The following is a 19,576-nucleotide window of genomic DNA, read 5'->3' as shown; positions in this document are numbered from 1 at the left end:
GCTTAAATATGAGGAGGAAATTAGCATGTTAAAAACAAAAATTATTTGTACCATGGGACCTGCTTGTGACTCAATCGAATTGTTGAAAGTAATGATTCAGGAAGGTATGACTGTTGCTCGTCTGAACATGGCTCATGGCGAACTGGAAGATCACGTTACACGGATTAACAATATCCGCAAAGCAGCTACCGAACTGAACACCTATGTACCTATCATGATGGACATCAAAGGACCGGAAGTACGTATTGGCAAACTGAAAGAAGCATCTTGCCATCTGCAAGCAGGTAAAGAGCTGATCCTGACTACCGAAGAAATTCTCGGTGACGCTGAGCGTATCTCGGTAAACTATCCAGAACTGAACCTCGTTGTGAAACCTGGCGATCGTATCCTCATCGATGATGGCCTTGTAGATCTGACTGTACTATCTGTGGAAGGATCCGATATCCATTGTAAAATCATCAGTGGCGGTATTCTGAAACCACGCAAAGGGGTTAACTTGCCAGGAATCAAAACGACATTGCCAGGTGTAACCGAGCGTGACGTTATGCACATCGGATTCGGGATCGAAAACGATATCGAAATTATCGCAGCATCCTTTGTTCGTAAAGGCGACGACATCCGTGAAATCCGCGGCATTTTGAAAGAACGCGGTGTAGACCACGTACAGATCATCTCCAAAATCGAAAACCAGGAAGGTATGACTAACCTGGACGATATCATTGAAGCATCTGATGGCATCATGGTAGCTCGTGGAGATCTCGGAGTTGAAGTACCCATCGAAGACGTGCCAATGATGCAAAAAGAAATGATCGACAAATGTAACCGCGCGGGTAAACCCGTTATCGTAGCTACACACATGCTGGAGTCCATGCAAGTGAACCCACGCCCTACTCGTTCCGAAGTTAGTGACGTAGCTAACGCTGTACTTCAAGGTGCAGACGTAGTGATGTTGTCCGGTGAATCGGCTGCTGGTAAATATCCGGTACAATCCGTGCGTACGATGGCTGCAGTTGCTCGCCGTGCTGAAACAATGATCGATTACAAAGAGCAATTCGCACAAAAATCGGCTCAACAGATCGCTGATATTACTGAAGTTATCAGTCAGGGCGCTGTAAGTTCTTCCCTCGTACTGAATGCAAAAGCAATCATCACTTCGACTGAGAGTGGATTCACAGCACGCATGATCTCCAAGTATCGTCCAAAAGCGCCAATCATCGCAGTTACACAACATGAAGAAGTATTGGCCAAAATCTGCCTGCTCTCCGGTGTCATTCCGGTTATGGGCGACAAAGTAACGACAACAGATGAAATGTTCGAATCTGCTACTCGTAACGCAATCAAAACAGGTTACATCGAAAAAGGCGACATCATTGTATTGTCCGCAGGTGTCCCAATCGGTCAATCGGGTAATACAAACCTGATCAAAGTTCAACAAGTCTAATTCAATAGCTGAAACTGAATATAGATCTTAGCTATATATAGAAATACAAAAATCCACCGAGAGCAGAAATGCATCCCGGTGGATTTTTTGTTAGATGATGTGTGCAATGATCGGAAAGTGGCAACAAATGACTTCGGAATTATAGATTCCGGGAGTAATCAACCAGATCCTGTGACATGGTGTTGATCTCATCCATTGAAGCGTTCACCTGCTGTGTCAGGGCAGCCTGATTTTGCGTTAACGTGGACATATTACCGATATGTTCAAGAATCTGATCAATCAATGTTTTCATCTTCTGCATGCTATCTTCGATATTTACCGTGGCCTCTGAACTGTGATCAGCCAGTTTCCGGACTTCACCCGCAACGACGCCAAATCCCAGTCCAAGCTCTCCCGCACGTGCAGCTTCAATAGCTGCATTCAACCCCAGCAGATTGGTCTGACTGGCAATCTCTCGTATAAACACAGTGATATTCTTCGTATCATCTGCACTGCTTTTCACTTGAATGGCTGCATCGGCAGATAACTCCTGTGCAGTAACCAGATCCTGTGCCTGATCGGTGATCGAGTTGATTCCACGTACCATCTCGCCAATGGACTCGGATAATTGTTTGGTCTTCAGATTCATAGCTTCCACGATCTGTTCCTTATTCTTCTCATGGGTTACATCTCGAATGGTTCCAGCTACACGGAGCGGTACTCCATCCTGATCCCTAATGGTCTCCCCACCCGCGTGATACCACCGATACTCCCCGTCTTTGCGCTGCAAACGATAATCCAGATCGTACGGTGTACGACCACTGTAGTCGTTCATATGTCTGGCGAATTCGTTGATCGTCCGATCATGATCTTCCGGATGAAGTCTGCTGCTCCAGCTGCTGAACACATTTGGGAAATCCTGCTCGTCTTTAAACCCTAATTCTCTACGGAACTGGGGTGACCACCAAAATTCGTTATTCGGATTCACCACATCTCCAGCCACAACGGTCATATCCCACGGTGCCTCCACCAAGGCGCGATTAACAAGATCATATCGGGTGACGAGTGCTTCCAGCTCATCCGACTTGCTCTTGTCCTCATGAATATCGAACATGATGCCCAGAAGTTTGATCGGAACTCCAGCCTGATTTCGGATGACATGTCCAAGGCATCGGAACCAGCGAATCTCTCCGCTTTTTGTAATCATACGGCTGATAACGTTATACGCAGTCGTTGCTCCAGTGTCATTCACATGGTTCATTATCTCTTGCACCAGCTGAGGTCTGTCATCCGGATATACCGATTTGGCCCAGCTTGCAAATGTATCGGGATAATCCTTGGTATTATGGAATCCTAACATTTGGCGGAATTCATTCGAAAATGCCACGACATTATTGTTATCCAGCGGATCACCGGCAACAATTTCAGATTCCCATAATCCTACATTCATTGCCTGATTCAGCATTCTAAGACGCATTTCGACACCTTCATTTTGTGCTTTCATCATATGTACTGCTTTTTTGATGTTACTAGCTATTTCATCATTTTCCTGAAATTCAATGCCATCATCAATCCATGCGTTATAGTCGCCCTTTTCTGCATTTGCTACGAGTTTACGACTATACTCCAGTAACTTTTGATGTGCATCTATACGAATTGGTTTGGTAGATTCAGTACGTTTACGAAACATGTTCATTTCTCCTCTTAGTTCATATGATATATATTTCGACATTATCAGACATTAAATGTAGAGCAATGGTCTTAAATTTGTATAAAAAAACAAGAACCAGTGCTTAATCAGCACCGGTTCTTATATTAGTTGTCTTTATTTTTTATGATAATAAATCTCAAATGACTGCCTCTTACCAGCTACCAGCCAAAATTCAATGTTTTCCCCGTTTCCACCCATGTTTTTATGCTGCTTAGAATCATCCACCAACTGCTCTGTGCATTCGCAAAGGAAGGATGGTTATCTGTAAATTGATCATTGATCAGTGTCAGCTTCGTACATTCCCCTACCGTCTCCAACTGGAAGACCACCCTGGATTGAAGCTCGGCATGATTGGCATGGTATGACGGTCCGGGATGCTCCTGATAACTAAGTCTGGACAATGGTTCAAATTCCAATATATCTCCGTACACATGTACAGTCTCCGCACCATCATTACCTGGCCCTACATAAGCAAATGGCTGACCTGGTTGGAAATTAGTGCGAAGTTCACTACCGAAAAAGCTGTTCCGTATGCCGTCTGGTGATATTAGAGCATTCCACACATCTTCAAGTCCTGCATTGATATAGAATTCATATTTCAGTTCCATGGACTCACTCCCTTTAAGTATTGGACACGCGATCTACCCACCTCGCACTCCTATCCTACCGTTATACCCCAAAAGCCGTATTGTAAAAACGCGACAACAGGTCATATCGATAAAGATATTTATGACTCCCGGAATGTTTATATCATTATCCAAATGGGTTTCGCCCATATATAGTCCTTTTCCAGAAGATCAGATATACTAAACTGGAATGAAATAACAGGTGTTGTTCAAGGTAATAGGATGGAATCAGAAAGGACTTGAAACATGAGCCAATCAACGAATATCATGGGTATCCCTTTTCCCAATGTAACGAAGAATCAAACTGTTGCAATCCTAGGTGAAGTCGTAGGTCAGGAAAGCAATGGACTATTCCATGTCATCACAGGCAATCCCGAGATTGTGATGTCCTGTCAGAAGAATGCCTCTCTTCGCCAAGTCGTCGATCAAGCCGGGTTGGTTACGGCTGACGGTGCTGGCATTGTTATGGTATCCCGTTTTCGGGGCGGACAATTGACTGAACGGGTAACCGGTTGTGATCTGCTGTTTCGTTTATTGGAGGAAGGCGATCAAAAACGCTGGTCATTCTATATGCTGGGAGCAGAGGAAAGCGTAAGTGAACAGGCCGTGAAAGTCATTGCGCAGCGTTATCCGGGAGTTGTCGTAAAAGGCAGACACCATGGTTTTTTCCAGGCAGATGAGGAACAACAGATTGTAGAAGAGATTCGTACTGCTCAACCAGATTTTCTTATTGTTGCTCTTGGCGCACCCCATGCGGAACACTGGATTAACAAGTATCGCTACCAGTTGAACGCTCGTGTAGCCATAGGTGTTGGAGGCAGTCTCGATATCCTCGCCGGCAAAACCAAACGTGCCCCTGCGATATGGCAGAAGCTTAACCTGGAATGGCTCTATCGCCTTCTCAGTCAACCTTCAAGATGGCGCAGGCAACTCATTTTACCCCGTTTTGCTGTACGGGCATTATTGTTCAGAGAACCTAGATAATATCAGATGAGTAGGAGGAATGACTCGAATGAAACAGGTAGAACAAGGAGACAGACCAAGTATGGGCCTGCTGAATCTGAATGTAGGTGACCATAAATATCAACTGACACGCTATGCTCCTTCCGAAGCACTTGGCCCTTTTGTTAAACATTACTGGATCGTATCGTGGGATCTGACTGGACTTGAACCGTATCCTCAACATGTCGTGCCTAACCCCTGTGTCAATCTGGTTGTGGAACGGAACCATACGTTTTTCTTCGGACCATCGGGACGTAAATTCTCCTATCTTGTGAGCGGGAAAGGTCGTGTATTTGGCGTGAAATTCAAGCCAGGAGGCTTTTATCCCTTCCTCCGGGTTCCTGTCTCTTCCTTGTACGGACAGCCGATGAATGTATCCAATATTCTTGACGTCACAGCGGAATCCTTGGAAGACCGGCTACTTGGGGCGGGGGATGATGCGGATAAAACCAGTTACATTGACCAGCTATTATGTGCACACCTTCCTCCTGAAGATGCTCAAGCAAGAATGGTTAACGATATTGTGCAACAGATTGAACAGAACCGGGAGATGCTGAGAGTAGATGATCTCTCTTCCTATTGGAATATGCATACCCGAAAGCTTCAACGCCTGTTCAATCAGTATGTGGGCATCGGACCCAAAACCGTAATTAAGTTGTATCGTCTGCAAAATGCTGCGGAATTGATGGACCGCGGTCTTCACTGTGACCTGATTAAGCTATCTCAGGACCTTGGATATCATGATCAATCCCATTTCATCCGAGATTTCAAGTCTATTATTGGCAGTACACCAGAGGAGTACTTACACGCTAGACATCCGAATGGTGAGCGCCGTGGGCTGATGAATTAAAAACCTGTCCTGAAAATCAGGACAGGCGAATGACTTCGATGGTATCCCCCGTATGGATTACACCTTCCCGTTCAACCGAGCACACAATCCCACGTTTTTTGCGAGCCGCAGGCACGAATTTTTTACGCAAACCGTCCTGTTCGTAGAATTGTTCAATCATTTTCCCCGGATGCACACAGGGAAGGTTCTCCCCTTCACATATTAACCCTGTCCCGTTCGGAAATAAAAGCCGCGTTCCAGCAGGCAGTTCAGTCAAACGATCAATGCCTTGGACCAGTAGATTGGCACCCAACCACTCTGGACGCACTTCAGGAATATTCATTTTCTCAGCTATAAGAGCACATTCTTCCTCAGACACAATACTGATCTGGCGGCGATTCGCAATCGGTGTACCGCGCTTGTAGATTTTCTGACGCGAGTCCGCTGGACGAAGCAGACCATAATGACGGTCACCCGGAATTCCTGCAAGCTCAATGTCGATAAAAGGTACAACTCGGGTCAAAAATGTAGATGGATCATCAGCCAACAAAACGAATTGAACCGTCCCCATAGTAATCTCCTCCCTTTCCTGAGCATGATCATTTCATTAATGTTCATTATTACCCAATGAATGGATTGTCGACAATCGGCGTATGCTTACCTTTGTACGACTTTTTTTTATTTTTAACATTATAACTCACTTGGAAAATGATACATATTTTAAATAATACACAATTAAATTGTTACAAATTAAGTTTACTCTTTCCGTTCTCGTTGCAAACATTTATACTAGGATGGACAAGTAAATAAATTACATATCAGAAAGCAAGGTGTTTCCATTGATTAGCATCATTTTTGTAGCTCTTGTAGCTGTCGAACACTTCTATATCATGGTGATGGAGATGTTCATGTGGACTCGTCCACGCACAATGAAAACCTTCAATCTCACGCCGGAATTCGCCAAATCCACCAAATCGCTTGCGGCCAATCAAGGCCTTTACAATGGATTTCTTGCGGCAGGTCTGATCTGGGGACTCGTATATCCGGATGCTGCCGTTGGACAGCATATTCAGATTTTCTTCCTGGCGTGTGTGATTATCGCGGCTCTCTATGGAGGAGCAACTTCCTCACGGTCAATCATCATCAAACAAGGATTGCCTGCGATCATTGCATTGTTGTTGGTCCTGTTCCTGTAATTTCCTGTCGATAGGTGCATTGCTGCGATTCATCTTAACTCCGTTATGGTAAGGTAGTGAATAGATAGCAGTGTACAATGACCAGAATCAATCTGGGATCGGAAGGAGAACATGTCATGGGATTGTTTGATAAGCTTCGGCGACGCAAAAAGGAAAAGGTACCTGCAGGTGGTGCTGTCGAATCCACGAATTACAGTGAAACCATCGTGGGTTTTGTCCTGCTGGAGCGCGACGATTGTGATTTTGACCTCTTTATCAGAAATATGAGGAACGAATGGAATATTGAGATTGAGGAAAGCCCAGAGGAGGGCAATCTCTTTTTTGAAGTGAATGGAATGCAGGTGGTATGCGCTCATATTGCAGCGCCTGTACCAGACCGTGAAGTTGAGGAGAATGCCAGGCTAAACATCCTTTGGCGAGAAGCGGAGCAAGTTACCTCACGGCACCAGTCTCAGATTATTGTGTCTGTTCTGAACGCAACAAATGCAATTGAGGGACATGTTCTGTTCACTCAAACATCGAGTGCCTTGTTACAGTTGGATCACGCGCTGGCAATATACATGGCTCCCCTTGTCGTTGAAGCCAGTCAGTATGTCGAAACCAGCCGTGGGATCAAACACGATGAGTTGCCCGTCTCGCTCTGGATTTTCATCGGATTATTCCAAAATGCCGAAGGCGCTTCTGCTTATACTTACGGACTACGTAACTTTGGAAAAGAAGAGATGGAGATTATACAATCTGCTGAATCCTTAAGCGATGTATTTGAGATGATGTTCATGACCACAACGTATGTGGTTGAAAACGACGTCACACTGCATGATGGAGAAACACTAGGCTTCTCGGCAGAGCAAAAGCTGAACATTTCCCTTTCCAGAGGTGTAGCAACGGAAGGTAACAGTTTGAAGATTGGCTTCTAACTTACGAAGGATTTTCACTTTATCATGTTACAATTATTGAAGCCATCTGGAGTTCTTCCTCTGGGTGGCTTTTAGCTATTCAATCTTCCTCCCAATGACGACATGAGAACAATCCCTGAATTTAACTTCGCTAGGAAAAAGTAGTCCATAAGAACCACTATATTATGAATTAAGTTTTCATTCTCGTTATAACAGGGTATAATTAATAGGCTTATAGTCTCATATATTACATATTATTTTATAATCGAGGAGTTGCCTACATGTCTGTTAGACGTTTGGATTCAACTAAACCTATTATTGAAATTATCTGGGAAGGTATTGTTACTCCTGAACATGTCGAACAAGCGAATACGGAAATCCAGACAATTGCGGAACAATTGGGAAATTCGTTTGATGTGCTAGTAGATATGAGAAATATGAAGGCGTTCCCCCAGGATACAAAAGACAAAATTGTGGAACATCAAAAATTATTGATCGAATGGGGTATGAAACGGGCCAGTGTCGCTGTAGGTGGTGCGATCGCCAAAATGCAATTGAATCGGATTTCCAAGGAATCGACGCATCAGACTGAATTCCAATGGGAAACGTATGACGAGGCTTTGGCATTTTTGTTGAAATAATATTGAGTGCTACGGATTAAGTATCAAGAGAGCTACCGATGCTGTACCTGGCAAAAAGAAAGAGGTGTTCCCCATGAGGGAGCGCCTTTTTCTTTTTTTTCAGTTCCACTTGGCTTACTCCGTCTTGCCAGCAACAGGGATGCGTATAACATCTCCCATAGAAAAGGGATATCATATCCTGTTCCTCAATTGCACGTATATGATAGTTGGTCTTGGTCATGATTGCTCTTCCTTCAGTTTTTCAAAAAGGCGCTCCATCTCGTTTATATTTAACTCATTAGTTATTTCGTAATCTTGAAATGGGTCTCGTGTCTTGTGCTCACTATAGATTGAAACGGCATGATCATTATAGAATGTAAGTCCGAATCCCTCGGAAAATCGACCCTCTTTATTAATTAAAAGTCGCCACTCATAGTAATGTGAACTGCTCTGAGAAGTATCGATGTCCTGTACTTTTTTAAGTTCAACATCCTTCAATAACTTCAGCATATCCCTAATCTCGTTGGGATCCGTGATCGTCACTTCATCCTCATCATTATGCGGATCTGCCCTCGAAACTTTTTTAATGGTCAGTCGATCCAAGCTATCCAGCATGCTCATATGATCTATCACCTCAGCTCGTAACGTCGTATGTTTGCTGGGGATGTACATCGTATATTGACCAGAGGTATACATACGCACTGCAATAGCTACAACAACAATAATCATGACGATACCCATAATGATTTTAATTCTTTTAATCATAGCGCTCCCCTCCATACACCACAAAACGTATATAAAATGGTAATTAATGATACTTTTCAGTATATCATCTTACTCCTTCTCTTCCATAGTTATTTCTTATTCACTGCTACTATGCGAACGATAACGTTTTGCCAAAAGTAAAATGCTAGAGATGATTGAACAGTAGCAAAAAAAGCATGTTATCAGCATACTTATACTTTCATACCACGTTATTTTTTTAGAAATATTAGTAGCTAAATTTAAATTTCAATAAACAAGCCGCGTTCTCCCATAGGGCGAGCGCGGCTTGTTTATTACTTTGTTACCGTACATGTTCAGAATGTGAGGTGAAACGATATCCGTATCTCCTCACAGGAATATGACGCATATCAGCTTGGCCTCACGCCTTTTTAGGTTACATCAGGAACCTAATTTTTTTCAGCGCAATACGCGACCTGCCGAGTCTCTGATAACCAGCTCAGGCTTCAGCACAATCTTCTGTGGCTCTTTTTGTTCATCCTTCAACTCTTCTATCAACAGATCTACAGCGCGATGCCCCAGTTCTTCAATTGGCTGGGCAACAGTCGTAAGCGGTGGACTGGTTACCGAAGCCAGAATGGTATTATCAAACCCGATAATTGACACATCCTCTGGCACGCGTAGCCCCAGCTCTTTGGCTGCCTGAAGAGCACCGATGGCCTGAATGTCATTACAACAGAACAAACCTGTTGGGTGATCATTCTCACCGAGCAGCAGTAGCGCCTCTTTTTTGGCCGAACTCAAGTCAGCTGCGGATTCTCGGATCTGAGTCGGTTCCAACGTATATCCTGCCTTAATCAGTGCTTCACGGAATCCGCGTACACGTTCCTGACTGCTGCTGACTTTGGACGGTTCCGACAATACCGCTACACGGGTGTGCCCAAGTTCAAGCAGATGCTCAGCTGCGAGTGCCCCGCCGAGTATGTCGTCAATGGTGACCGTATGTACCGACAGGGATGGCATATGACGGGCAATCAGAGCAACAGGTATCGACTGTTGCAGGAGGGGTGACAAAATTTCGGCATTATCGATCCCGGTTCCGATCATCATGCCATCGACCCTTTTTTGCTGGAGCAGGTTCAGGTAACGCTCTACCCGCTCGTCCTTATTATCCGTACTACAGATGACCACGCTGTAGCCCAATTGACGGCTGCGATCCTCCACCGCTCTGGCGAGTTCTGCAAAATACGGGTTTGAGATGTCCGGTACGAGCAGCCCCAATGTATACGTCTGCTTGCCTGTAAGTGCAGCTGCGATTGCGCTGGGTTGATAGTGGAGTCGTTCCATGATCTCCATAATCTCGGCGCGCCGCTTTTCACTGATCTTGCCTTTGCCATTAATGACCTGCGAGACGGTTGCAATGGATACACCCGCCTCGCGTGCTATATCGTATATGGTTGCTTTCATTGTTTTTTCCCCATTTGTGCTATATATAAATTGCGTTATACATGAATCAATTTCATGATACCTTTAGCTGCTTCAATCAAGGCTAAGTTACAGAAATCCATTTTTAGTGAGTTATAAAATTGATTCGCATAGATCATTGTTCTCTTCTCATTATGCAGGGGGAAGTCTGCATACGCAACTTGAAGTGAGCAAAATCTGCGTAGCATGAACTGTTTTACTTTTTCATCAACCACTCATGGTCAGGGTCGTTATGGAATTTCCATGTCCGGGTTGGGCCAGCCATGACGTTCAGATAGTAGACCTCATACCCAGGAGGAGCACCTACCGGATGATATCCGTCCGGAACAAGCACCACTTCGCCATTCTTTACTGCCAAGGTCTCATCCACAGAGCGATCATCCGTGTATATGCGCTGAATGGCAAACCCCTGCTCAGGCTGCACACGGAAATAATACGTCTCTTCCAGCAAAGATTCATCCGGTAGTGCGTCTCGGTCATGCTTATGTGGCGGGTAACTAGACCAATGCCCATCTGGTGTGAACACCTCAACAACGAGCAAACTGTCCGCTTCCTTTTGTTCCGGCAAAATGTTGTGAATCTGGCGCTCCAGATTGCCATACCCTCGTGCCTCTACCCCTACATCTTCGGGTGTAATGAGACGAGCCGGGTACGTGCCTTTACCGGGTGCAACACATATAGCGATTTCCAGTTCGGTACGTGCTGTGATCTGCACTTGATCGGAAGTTGAGACGTAGACTGAATACGGCGGAATTTTCTCGAAAACACTCATTCTTTTTCCGATATTATCCCATGTGTGCTCGCGGGTACTTACATTGGCGAAACCACTGAGAAGCACCATACAGAGTTCCTGATCACCGCTCTCACGGGTTAGCGTCTCCCCTTCTGCCAACTTCGCTACCTGAAATCCAACATATTCCCACCCGGCCGACTCCGGTGTTACGTTTATAAGTGTACCGTCTCCCTCCGGGTTGACCACGGGTTTCACAATACGTTCTGACATCTTGCCATCCACTCCTTTCTGTAATCGTCCACAACAACCTGAACCTTATAAAAAAACAAAACTTGGACTATTCATGCGCTCTATTAGAAAAAGTGACTTTAATCATCCACCTATGGCGTTGCCGTTTGCGATTCCAGTGACACCCCAGGGACTTCACTCAGCTTCACAGGTCTTCCCCGTTCCATGGACATTTTTGCTGCCAGCGCAATTCGTTCTGCCTGTACTGCATCGTGGCCATCTACGATAACGGGTGTATCATGGATGATCGCATCGATAAAGAGAGCTGTCTCCTGCACATACGCTTCATTGTAGCGTTCCAGGAAAAAGTGTAACGGTTTGTCGCGCATTAGCCCGGAAGCTGTACTGATCTCAGCCGTATTCGGATGATCATTCGCCGCTGCAGCACTGCCCATTGAACCAAATACTTCAACACGCTGATCGTATCCGTATACAGCCTGGCGGCTGTTATCAATAACACCAATCGCCCCGTTGGCAAACGTCATTGTTACAATCGCCGTATCCACATCGCCATGTTCTGCAAAGACCGGATTGATCAGCACATTGCCTTGGGCGTATACTTCTTCCACTTCACTCCCGGACAGATAGCGGGCCATGTCAAAATCGTGGATCATCATGTCCATGAAGATCCCGCCAGACACCCGGATATACTCCGCAGGTGGTGGGGACGGGTCGCGAGACGTAATTTTGATAATGTGCGGATCACCAATCGTACCATCCTGCACATGTGCACGTACCCGTCTGAAGTTGTGATCGAAGCGGCGGTTAAATCCGATCTGCAGCTTCACGCCCGCCTTCTGCACTGCTGCTACAGCCGCTTGGGTCTGTGCTAGATCCATACTGACTGGCTTCTCGCAAAAGATATGTTTGCCTGCCTTGGCTGCCTGTTCGATCAGCGGCACATGTGTATCTGTTGAAGAACAGATCAGCACCGCGTCTACATTAGGCATCGAGATCAACTGGCTGCTATCCGTTGTTACAACAGGGATGCCACGTGTGGAGGCCCATGCCTCCAATTCAGGACCTGCAAACAAGTCACTGATTCCCACAATCTCGGCATGCGGGTTGCGCAGGAGATTGTCTGCATGAATTTTGCCGATCCGTCCAGCACCGATGATGCCAATTCTCACTTTGTCCTTGCCCATTCCGTTATCCTCCCTATGTGCGTCCATATGGGCTGAGTGTTCCCCTTAGCCCGAGTGATGCTCTGGTTGTTACCAGCGTGCCGTTACCATCTTCTTGCGAGTGTAGAATTCAACACCATCCGTACCATTGGCATGCAGATCACCATAGAAGGACTTTTTCCAACCGGAAAACGGGAAAAATGCCATTGGTGCAGGTACGCCCAGGTTAATACCCAACATGCCCGCATCAATTGTCTCACGGAATTGACGCATACTTGCCCCGCTGCGGGTGAACAGACACGCACCATTAGCAAAATCGGAACGGTTTGCCAGCTCAACGGCCTCCTCCAGGGTAGATACTCTTGCCACCGAGAGTACTGGAGCAAAGATCTCATCCTGCCAAATTTTCATATTACTCTCCACTTGGTCAAATACCGTTGGCCCTACAAAATAACCCGAACCATCTGTTTCCTGATCCTTACGTCCATCCCGGATCAAGGCCGCGCCTTCCTGCTCTCCGGATTCAATGTAACCGAGTGTACGCTCTTTATGTGGTCCACGGATAACAGGACCGAGGAACACGCCCTCATCCATACCGTTACCAATGGTAATGCGATCTGCTGCTTCCACCAGCTTTTGTACCAGTTCATCAGCCACGTCACCCACAGCCACAACAACTGAACATGCCATGCAGCGTTCCCCTGCTGAGCCAAAGGCTGCACTCGTAATTTCTTTCACCGTTAGATCCAGATCGGCGTCCGGCATAACGATGGAGTGGTTTTTGGCACCCGCGAGTGCCTGTACCCGTTTGCCATGCTTGGATGCAGTGGTGTAGACGTATTCAGCTACAGGTTGTGATCCGACAAAGGAGATCGCTTGAACATCCCTATGTTCCAGCAGACCGTTCACGACATCATGTGCACCGTGAACGATGTTGAGCACGCCATCCGGAAGCCCCGCTTCCTTAAACAGCTCTGCCAGGCGGCCTGCCAGCAGCGGTGTGCGCTCGGACGGCTTCAGAACAAAGGTGTTACCACACGCAATAGCCAGCGGGAACATCCAGCACGGTACCATCATCGGGAAATTGAATGGGGTAATTCCCCCAATAACACCGATCGGGTAGCGGTACATGCCCGACTCCAGTCCTGTCGCGATGTCAGGCAGTTGTTTGCCCATCATCAGATTCGGGGCACCTGCCGCGAACTCGACGCACTCAATGCCACGCAGTACCTCGCCATACGCTTCGGCGTAGCTTTTTCCGTTCTCCAGCGTTACCAGGCGGGCGAGCTCTTCCCAATGTTCGACCAGCAACTGCTGGTAGCGGAACAGAATACGTGCGCGGCGTGGAACCGGTGTGCCGCTCCATGACTTGAACGCTTCCCGTGCTGTCTGTACAGCCAGATCCACGTCCGCTTGTTCAGATAGTGGCACATGTGCAATGACCTCTTCTGTAGCCGGATTCACAACCGGCTCGGTACGGGTTGCCGCTGGGGTCACCCAGGCACCCCCGATCCAGTTTTGTACCATTGTCGCTGTTGTAGACGCTTCAGAAATCCCTTTTCCCATAGCCCTGTCTCCCTTCGCTTATGTGTGATCCTTTATGTTCAACTGATATTATTGATGTTGATCTGTACGAGCGTGTTATTCAAAGTATTGCAATCTGCTTCAGAGCGCGGTAATCTCGCCCCGATTGCAACGTTCGATGTAATCATTCACCTGTTCTACCGTTGGCATCGCATCCGAACAGCTGTGGCTCGAAATAACGATACTTGCTGCGCCACTGCCGTACGCCATACTGCGCTCAATCGTCCAACCCTGCATCAATCCATACAGGAACCCAGCTGCGTAGGAGTCGCCTGCCCCGAACGTTTTGACTACTTTTGCCGGATAGCTGTCCGCACGGTGAGAAAGTCCTTCACGCGTATAAGCAATGGAGCCTTCCTTCCCGTGTTTAATGACAACGATGTTGGCTGAAAAATCAAACCATTTCTGTGCAGTCACCTGATCACTATGATCCGGATTGTGGTCAAATGTCTCCATCATGTCGAACTCTTCACGTGTGCCGAGGATGATATCGCATTTCTCGGCTGCAAGGTTGTAATAGACCGCTGTCTCTTCGTCTGATGTCCATGTGTATGGGCGATAGTCCAGATCAAACACAATAACTGTGCCATGTTTTTTCGCATACGTTAGTGCCTGTAATACGGCTTCACGGGATGGGCTCTGCGCGAGGGCCGTGCCTGAGATTAGCAGCACTTTGGAGTCAGCAATCAACTGCTCTTGTACCTCTTGCGCCTGTAATAACAGATCCGCTACATTGTCCCGGTACATTAAGATACTGCAATCGGTTGGGCTCTTGATTTCGGTAAAAGCAAGCCCTGTCACCGCTCCGGTGTCATCTGTAACCACATTTGATGTGTCGATGCCGTTCTTCTCCAGATAGCTATGGATGAATCGACCCATCTGGTCACCCGCGATCTTACCAATAAAAGCCGTCTCCATACCCAGTCTGGACATGCCTATCGTAATATTGGCCGGAGAGCCGCCCACATATTTCGTGAACGTCATCGTTTCTTCCATCGGGCGATTGATCTCATTGGCGTTCAAGTCGATACATAAGCGGCCAATCGCGGTGAAATCCTTCTTCCTGGATACCGGAAAGGATACGTAAGTCATTGCATGTGAGCCCCTTTCTGAGGTGGAATTTAATTGTTGCATATGGATATCTAGACTTGTTACTCAATCCAACGTGAGGATTAGTAAACGTCTAGAGAAGGTCAGTTTTATTTTCCAATCGTAACGTTGCAGTTTTGCTAGCCTTCTTCCTTTTCACTTCATGGGTATGGTCCTCTCCCGATCTCTATGTCTGTATCAGCTGTGTTGGTATAAGGACTCCATATAGTTCAAAGAGCGTTTGGCATACTCATACGGGTTATGAATTGCAGGGTCCTGCTCTCCTTCAAGCATCGCCCAGCCATCGTACCCTCGTGTGATCAGTTCCTGCAGAATTGGTGCAAAATCAATGCATCCATCCCCTGGTACGGTGAACACTCCTCTACGAATACAACCGACAAAGTCGGATTGCTCCGCACGTGCTTCATCCAGCACATGAGGGCGGATATCTTTCAGATGGATATAGGCGATCCGATCATAATGTTTGCGCAGCAGCTCCAGTGGATTGGCTCCGCCATAGTAGGCATGACCTGTATCATAGAGCAGATACACGAGAGAAGGGTCCGTCAATTCCATCAGTCGATCAATCTCATCCGGTTGCTCTACCACTGTGCCTCCATGATGATGATACGTAAGCTTCAACCCGTGTTCACGGGCGATAGCTCCTGCTTCGTTCAACCCTTCAGCAAGGATATGCCATTCAGATTCGCTGAGTCTGAGCACTTCTTTTTCATTCGGTGTCCGTCTTGGATCAAAATGAAGTGACCCACCTACCTCTGCCGTACTAATCACCTTACTGCCCATGGATTGCAGAAATTCCGCATGTCTGCGATAACTGTCCAGCTCCGACTGACGATACGCCGGGTCGGAGAAAAGGACGGATTTCCACTGGGAGACCAGCTTGATATTCCTTTTGCTCAATTCCTCACGTAAAACAGCCGGATCAGTTGGATATTTACGCCCCATCTCTGTACCCGTCAGCCCAAGACGCTGAATGTCATCCAGAATCTGCGCACACGTTGTCGCATCACCATGCTCCTTCACATCTTCACCGACCCAATTGATCGGATGAATCCCAAGCTGGAATGGCAGCTTGCTCATTGCTCCACGTCTCCTTTGTCGTTCAGCATTATGGTTCACTTGGAATGCAGTGCTCTTAGTTTCAATATATAGATAAATACGTCCACCGATATATACCGTAGGGTGTACAAATAATGCTTTATTTTAGAAGGAATGCTCTATTAAATCCGATTAAATAAGTCTTGCTTTGGCACGGTTGGCTTGCATGGTGTGATGCGCATGAACTACCTTTTCCTCGGCAGATACTTCGGGCACACCCACATTCCACCATGACTCGTATCCACCTGCGTTGGTTCCAGGCACGACCGGAATCTCAATCAACGTACTCACCGTTTCGTTCTTCGCATCTCGGATTGCCTGTTCCAGCTGTTCTGCTGTCTCGGCTCTATAGGATTTGGCTCCCATGCTTCTGGCGTGTGCAGCGAAATCCATTGGCATGTAATCCCCGGTCAGTCGCCCACTCTCGGATTCCCGATATCGGAACTCATTGCCGAACCCGTCACTACCATGTTCCCGCTGCAAATTATGAATACACTGGAATCCATTGTTGTTGAATAATAGAACGGTCATCTTCTTCTGTTCCTGCAGACTGGTCACAAACTCTGAATGCAACATCAGATAACTGCCATCACCGACCATGGCGTACACTTCACGATCTGGCTCGGCAAGTGCTGCTCCGAACGCTCCACTTACCTCGTACCCCATACAGGAGAATCCATACTCCATGTGATACGTCTTTGGTTCAGCCGCACGCCACAGACGATGCAGGTCACCTGGCAGACTGCCTGCCGCACACACAATAACGGAGGATGGATCAATGGTCCGATTAACTATGCCAACTGCAGTTGTCTGTGCCAGCCCTGCTTCATGCTGTGCTCCATACAGCCGATCTACTTCTGCATTCCACTCAGTACGGAGATCAGCGATTTCGGATGCACCATATGCACTGCGGTATTGTCTTTGCTGCAATTCCTTCTGTAAAGCCTGCAATCCTTCGCGTGCATCTGCCAGAATGGCTTCTCCGCCTAACTTGGCGGCATCCATACCGTTCAGGTTGATGTTAATGAATGAAGCTTCCGGATGCTGAAAAGCAGAGCGGGACGCCGTCGTAAAATCGGAGAAACGAGTACCGACGCCGATCACCACATCCGCTTCTCTCGCCAGCCTGTTGGCTGCCAGAGAGCCGGTAACCCCGATGGCCCCCACATTCAGTGGGTGGTCCCAAGAGACTGCGCTCTTGCCCGCCTGCGTCTCGGCGATCGGAATGCCAAATGCCTCGGCGAACTCCACGAGTTGAACGGACGCCTCAGAGTACAACACACCGCCGCCTGCAACGAGAAGCGGCTTTCTGCCACGGGCAATCTGCTCCGTTGCCCGTTCAATGGCTGCTTGTACCGGTGGGCGACGGTCCAGATAATGCACTTTGCGGGCAAAGAACGATTCCGGGTAATCGTACGCTTCTGCCTGCACGTCCTGTGGCAGTGCGAGCGTTACTGCTCCCGTCTCTGCTGGATCGGTTAGTACACGCATGGCCTGTGTAGCAGCAATCATCAACTGCTCGGGACGAACGATGCGATCCCAGTACTTGCTGACGGCTTTGAATGGATCAGTGGCTGAGATGGTATAATCACTGCTCACTTCCAACTGCTGTAGTACCGGGTCCGGTTCCCGCGTAGCAAAGTTGTCTCCAGGAAGCAATAAAACCGGAATCCGGTTCACCGTTGCAGTAGCTGCCGCTGTAATCATATTCAAAGCACCAGGTCCAATGGATGTAGTACATGCATAGATCTGTCTGCGGTTCTTCTGCTTGGCGTAGGCCGCGGCCGTATGCACCATACCTTGTTCATTCTTGCCTTGCATATACGTCAGGCTTCCCGGACTGCGCTCCAGCGCTTCTCCAATGCCTGTTACGTTGCCATGTCCAAAAATGCCGATGATTCCCTTCACAAACTTGGTTTCCACCCCGTCAACCGAAATATATTGCTGATCCAGATATCGAAGCAGTGCCTGAGCCATCGTTAGTCGAATTGTATTCATGAATTGATCGCCTTCCTTTCCTTTACGGGTTAAGCGCTTAATCTAAGTTAAGTTTAAGCGCCTTACCCCTAAAGGTTAAGCGCTTAATTGATATGGTATTACAGGTTAATGATTTACGCAAGTTATTTTTGTAAGCGTTTTTATAAATGTGATACAGAAAAGATATTCAAGTGTTCGAAGATGCACTAGACCTTCTTCATTGGAATACTTCAAGAATTACTAAGAACAAGTCTAAAAGAGTGGGGAATGTATCAAGAGGTTGGGATACATGCTCGTACATGCTAGTTGGCCATATCATCTGTGATCTTGGTATACAATCATGATCGATATGCCTGTGAATGCAAAAAAAGAAAGAGACGGTGAATACCATCTCTTTCTTTTCCATATTTAAGCGGGTGATGGGAATCGAACCCACGCTATTAGCTTGGAAGGCTAAAGTTCTACCATTGAACTACACCCGCATAACAACAATCGGGATGACACGATTTGAACATGCGACCCCCTGGTCCCAAACCAGGTGCTCTACCAAGCTGAGCTACATCCCGTTATCTATACCGGCGAGAGGACTCGAACCTCCACGGTTTCCCACTCGATTTTGAGTCGAGCGCGTCTGCCATTCCGCCACGCCGGCAAAGTATGAAGTTATAATGGCGCGCCCTGAGAGATTCGAACTCCCGGCCTTTTGATTCGTAGTCAAACGCTCTATCCAGCTGAGCTAAGGGCGCAAAATATTGGAGCGGAAGACGGGAATCGAACCCGCGACCCTCGCCTTGGCAAGGCGATGCTCTACCGCTGAGCCACTTCCGCAAATAAAGAATGCGCGTGGAGGGACTTGAACCCCCACGTCAAAGACGCTAGATCCTAAGTCTAGTGCGTCTGCCAATTCCGCCACACGCGCATATGATGGTGAGTCATGAAGGGCTCGAACCTTCGACACCCTGATTAAAAGTCAGGTGCTCTACCAACTGAGCTAATGACTCATAGAAAACTGGTGGAGGATGATGGATTCGAACCACCGAACCCGTACGGGAGCAGATTTACAGTCTGATGCGTTTGGCCACTTCGCTAATCCTCCAGGATTACATGGTGCCGGCGAGAGGACTTGAACCCCCAACCTACTGATTACAAGTCAG

At 47.2% G+C, this 19,576-nt stretch carries 17 protein-coding genes and 8 tRNA genes; 6 read left to right on the top strand and 19 right to left on the bottom strand.

Features of this window, described 5'->3' with window-relative positions:
* Nucleotides 1-25 precede the first annotated feature (25 nt).
* Nucleotides 26-1,441, top strand: a complete 1,416-nt coding sequence (pyk, locus tag AB4111_RS30820) for a pyruvate kinase (RefSeq protein WP_442035104.1) — start codon at nucleotides 26-28, stop codon at nucleotides 1,439-1,441.
* Between the two features lie 139 nt (nucleotides 1,442-1,580).
* Here the strand turns inward: pyk and AB4111_RS30815 are convergent, their stop codons facing one another.
* Complete coding sequence (locus tag AB4111_RS30815) at nucleotides 1,581-3,110, bottom strand: PAS domain-containing protein (protein ID WP_442035102.1); 1,530 nt, start codon at nucleotides 3,108-3,110, stop codon at nucleotides 1,581-1,583.
* A 179-nt stretch (nucleotides 3,111-3,289) separates the two neighbouring features.
* Nucleotides 3,290-3,739 (bottom strand): SRPBCC family protein, encoded by a 450-nt coding sequence (locus AB4111_RS30810; RefSeq protein WP_442035100.1) that lies wholly within the window; start codon nucleotides 3,737-3,739, stop codon nucleotides 3,290-3,292.
* A 264-nt stretch (nucleotides 3,740-4,003) separates the two neighbouring features.
* Between AB4111_RS30810 and AB4111_RS30805 the strand changes: the two genes are divergently transcribed.
* Both AB4111_RS30805 and AB4111_RS30800 read left to right on the top strand, forming a co-directional pair.
* Complete coding sequence (locus AB4111_RS30805; RefSeq protein ID WP_442035098.1) at nucleotides 4,004-4,741, top strand: WecB/TagA/CpsF family glycosyltransferase; 738 nt, start codon at nucleotides 4,004-4,006, stop codon at nucleotides 4,739-4,741.
* A gap of 28 nt (nucleotides 4,742-4,769) precedes the next feature.
* Nucleotides 4,770-5,609, top strand: a complete 840-nt coding sequence (locus AB4111_RS30800) for a DUF6597 domain-containing transcriptional factor (RefSeq protein ID WP_442035096.1) — start codon at nucleotides 4,770-4,772, stop codon at nucleotides 5,607-5,609.
* A gap of 16 nt (nucleotides 5,610-5,625) precedes the next feature.
* Here the strand turns inward: AB4111_RS30800 and AB4111_RS30795 are convergent, their stop codons facing one another.
* Entirely contained in the window at nucleotides 5,626-6,159 is a 534-nt protein-coding gene (locus tag AB4111_RS30795) for an MOSC domain-containing protein (RefSeq protein WP_442035094.1), read from the bottom strand.
* A gap of 268 nt (nucleotides 6,160-6,427) precedes the next feature.
* On the opposite strand from AB4111_RS30795, the gene AB4111_RS30790 reads away from it, so the two are divergent.
* The 3 genes from AB4111_RS30790 (at nucleotide 6,428) to AB4111_RS30780 (ending at nucleotide 8,321) form a co-directional block, all read left to right on the top strand.
* On the top strand, nucleotides 6,428-6,784 hold the full coding sequence (locus AB4111_RS30790; protein ID WP_036608019.1) for a DUF1304 domain-containing protein: 357 nt from the start codon (nucleotides 6,428-6,430) through the stop codon (nucleotides 6,782-6,784).
* A 116-nt stretch (nucleotides 6,785-6,900) separates the two neighbouring features.
* A complete protein-coding gene (locus AB4111_RS30785) occupies nucleotides 6,901-7,701 on the top strand; it encodes a DUF4261 domain-containing protein (protein WP_442035092.1) in 801 nt (266 codons plus the stop codon).
* Between the two features lie 260 nt (nucleotides 7,702-7,961).
* Nucleotides 7,962-8,321 (top strand): hypothetical protein, encoded by a 360-nt coding sequence (locus AB4111_RS30780; RefSeq protein ID WP_442035090.1) that lies wholly within the window; start codon nucleotides 7,962-7,964, stop codon nucleotides 8,319-8,321.
* 216 nt (nucleotides 8,322-8,537) lie between these two features.
* Here AB4111_RS30780 and AB4111_RS30775 read toward each other — a convergent pair whose 3' ends face one another.
* From AB4111_RS30775 to AB4111_RS30700, 16 genes are all read right to left on the bottom strand, one after another.
* Nucleotides 8,538-9,065: a hypothetical protein gene (locus tag AB4111_RS30775; RefSeq protein WP_442035088.1), complete on the bottom strand. Its 528-nt coding sequence runs from the start codon at nucleotides 9,063-9,065 to the stop codon at nucleotides 8,538-8,540.
* 417 nt (nucleotides 9,066-9,482) lie between these two features.
* A complete protein-coding gene (locus tag AB4111_RS30770; protein WP_442035086.1) occupies nucleotides 9,483-10,490 on the bottom strand; it encodes a LacI family DNA-binding transcriptional regulator in 1,008 nt (335 codons plus the stop codon).
* 214 nt (nucleotides 10,491-10,704) lie between these two features.
* On the bottom strand, nucleotides 10,705-11,511 hold the full coding sequence (gene iolB, locus AB4111_RS30765; protein ID WP_442035084.1) for a 5-deoxy-glucuronate isomerase: 807 nt from the start codon (nucleotides 11,509-11,511) through the stop codon (nucleotides 10,705-10,707).
* Between the two features lie 110 nt (nucleotides 11,512-11,621).
* Nucleotides 11,622-12,674 carry an inositol 2-dehydrogenase gene (iolG, locus tag AB4111_RS30760; RefSeq protein WP_442035082.1) on the bottom strand — a complete coding sequence of 351 codons (1,053 nt, stop codon included), beginning with the start codon at nucleotides 12,672-12,674 and terminating at the stop codon, nucleotides 11,622-11,624.
* Between the two features lie 69 nt (nucleotides 12,675-12,743).
* Nucleotides 12,744-14,219, bottom strand: coding sequence for a CoA-acylating methylmalonate-semialdehyde dehydrogenase (locus tag AB4111_RS30755; RefSeq protein WP_442035080.1), 1,476 nt, complete (start codon nucleotides 14,217-14,219; stop codon nucleotides 12,744-12,746).
* Nucleotides 14,220-14,318: 99 nt separating this feature from the next.
* Nucleotides 14,319-15,329, bottom strand: a complete 1,011-nt coding sequence (gene iolC, locus AB4111_RS30750) for a 5-dehydro-2-deoxygluconokinase (protein ID WP_253429220.1) — start codon at nucleotides 15,327-15,329, stop codon at nucleotides 14,319-14,321.
* Nucleotides 15,330-15,524: 195 nt separating this feature from the next.
* Nucleotides 15,525-16,427 (bottom strand): myo-inosose-2 dehydratase, encoded by a 903-nt coding sequence (iolE, locus tag AB4111_RS30745; RefSeq protein WP_442035077.1) that lies wholly within the window; start codon nucleotides 16,425-16,427, stop codon nucleotides 15,525-15,527.
* A gap of 150 nt (nucleotides 16,428-16,577) precedes the next feature.
* Nucleotides 16,578-18,443 (bottom strand): 3D-(3,5/4)-trihydroxycyclohexane-1,2-dione acylhydrolase (decyclizing), encoded by a 1,866-nt coding sequence (gene iolD / locus AB4111_RS30740; protein WP_442035075.1) that lies wholly within the window; start codon nucleotides 18,441-18,443, stop codon nucleotides 16,578-16,580.
* 390 nt (nucleotides 18,444-18,833) lie between these two features.
* Nucleotides 18,834-18,904: transfer RNA gene (locus AB4111_RS30735), tRNA-Gly, on the bottom strand.
* A 10-nt stretch (nucleotides 18,905-18,914) separates the two neighbouring features.
* Nucleotides 18,915-18,988, bottom strand: a tRNA-Pro gene (locus AB4111_RS30730).
* Nucleotides 18,989-18,995: 7 nt separating this feature from the next.
* Nucleotides 18,996-19,074, bottom strand: a tRNA-Leu gene (locus AB4111_RS30725).
* A gap of 17 nt (nucleotides 19,075-19,091) precedes the next feature.
* Nucleotides 19,092-19,168 (bottom strand) — tRNA-Arg (locus AB4111_RS30720).
* A 7-nt stretch (nucleotides 19,169-19,175) separates the two neighbouring features.
* Nucleotides 19,176-19,250 (bottom strand) — tRNA-Gly (locus AB4111_RS30715).
* A 10-nt stretch (nucleotides 19,251-19,260) separates the two neighbouring features.
* Nucleotides 19,261-19,341 (bottom strand) — tRNA-Leu (locus AB4111_RS30710).
* 6 nt (nucleotides 19,342-19,347) lie between these two features.
* Nucleotides 19,348-19,423 (bottom strand) — tRNA-Lys (locus AB4111_RS30705).
* Nucleotides 19,424-19,432: 9 nt separating this feature from the next.
* Nucleotides 19,433-19,518, bottom strand: a tRNA-Tyr gene (locus AB4111_RS30700).
* Nucleotides 19,519-19,576: the final 58 nt, after the last annotated feature.

The sequence above is a fragment of the Paenibacillus sp. 2KB_22 genome (assembly GCF_052115745.1).
GTDB lineage: Bacteria > Bacillota > Bacilli > Paenibacillales > Paenibacillaceae > Paenibacillus.
This window is presented reverse-complemented; position numbering and strand designations above follow the sequence as displayed.

Excerpts from the sequence above, each read along its gene's own strand:
- pyk (WP_442035104.1), top strand. The coding sequence starts at position 26 with ATGTTAAAAACAAAAATTATTTGTACCATGGGACCTGCTTGTGACTCA.
- AB4111_RS30815 (WP_442035102.1), bottom strand. The coding sequence starts at position 3,110 with ATGTTTCGTAAACGTACTGAATCTACCAAACCAATTCGTATAGATGCA.
- AB4111_RS30810 (WP_442035100.1), bottom strand. The coding sequence starts at position 3,739 with ATGGAACTGAAATATGAATTCTATATCAATGCAGGACTTGAAGATGTG.
- AB4111_RS30805 (WP_442035098.1), top strand. The coding sequence starts at position 4,004 with ATGAGCCAATCAACGAATATCATGGGTATCCCTTTTCCCAATGTAACG.
- AB4111_RS30800 (WP_442035096.1), top strand. The coding sequence starts at position 4,770 with ATGAAACAGGTAGAACAAGGAGACAGACCAAGTATGGGCCTGCTGAAT.
- AB4111_RS30795 (WP_442035094.1), bottom strand. The coding sequence starts at position 6,159 with ATGGGGACGGTTCAATTCGTTTTGTTGGCTGATGATCCATCTACATTT.
- AB4111_RS30785 (WP_442035092.1), top strand. The coding sequence starts at position 6,901 with ATGGGATTGTTTGATAAGCTTCGGCGACGCAAAAAGGAAAAGGTACCT.
- AB4111_RS30780 (WP_442035090.1), top strand. The coding sequence starts at position 7,962 with ATGTCTGTTAGACGTTTGGATTCAACTAAACCTATTATTGAAATTATC.
- AB4111_RS30775 (WP_442035088.1), bottom strand. The coding sequence starts at position 9,065 with ATGATTAAAAGAATTAAAATCATTATGGGTATCGTCATGATTATTGTT.
- AB4111_RS30770 (WP_442035086.1), bottom strand. The coding sequence starts at position 10,490 with ATGAAAGCAACCATATACGATATAGCACGCGAGGCGGGTGTATCCATT.
- iolB (WP_442035084.1), bottom strand. The coding sequence starts at position 11,511 with ATGTCAGAACGTATTGTGAAACCCGTGGTCAACCCGGAGGGAGACGGT.
- iolG (WP_442035082.1), bottom strand. The coding sequence starts at position 12,674 with ATGGGCAAGGACAAAGTGAGAATTGGCATCATCGGTGCTGGACGGATC.
- AB4111_RS30755 (WP_442035080.1), bottom strand. The coding sequence starts at position 14,219 with ATGGGAAAAGGGATTTCTGAAGCGTCTACAACAGCGACAATGGTACAA.
- iolC (WP_253429220.1), bottom strand. The coding sequence starts at position 15,329 with ATGACTTACGTATCCTTTCCGGTATCCAGGAAGAAGGATTTCACCGCG.
- iolE (WP_442035077.1), bottom strand. The coding sequence starts at position 16,427 with ATGAGCAAGCTGCCATTCCAGCTTGGGATTCATCCGATCAATTGGGTC.
- iolD (WP_442035075.1), bottom strand. The coding sequence starts at position 18,443 with ATGAATACAATTCGACTAACGATGGCTCAGGCACTGCTTCGATATCTG.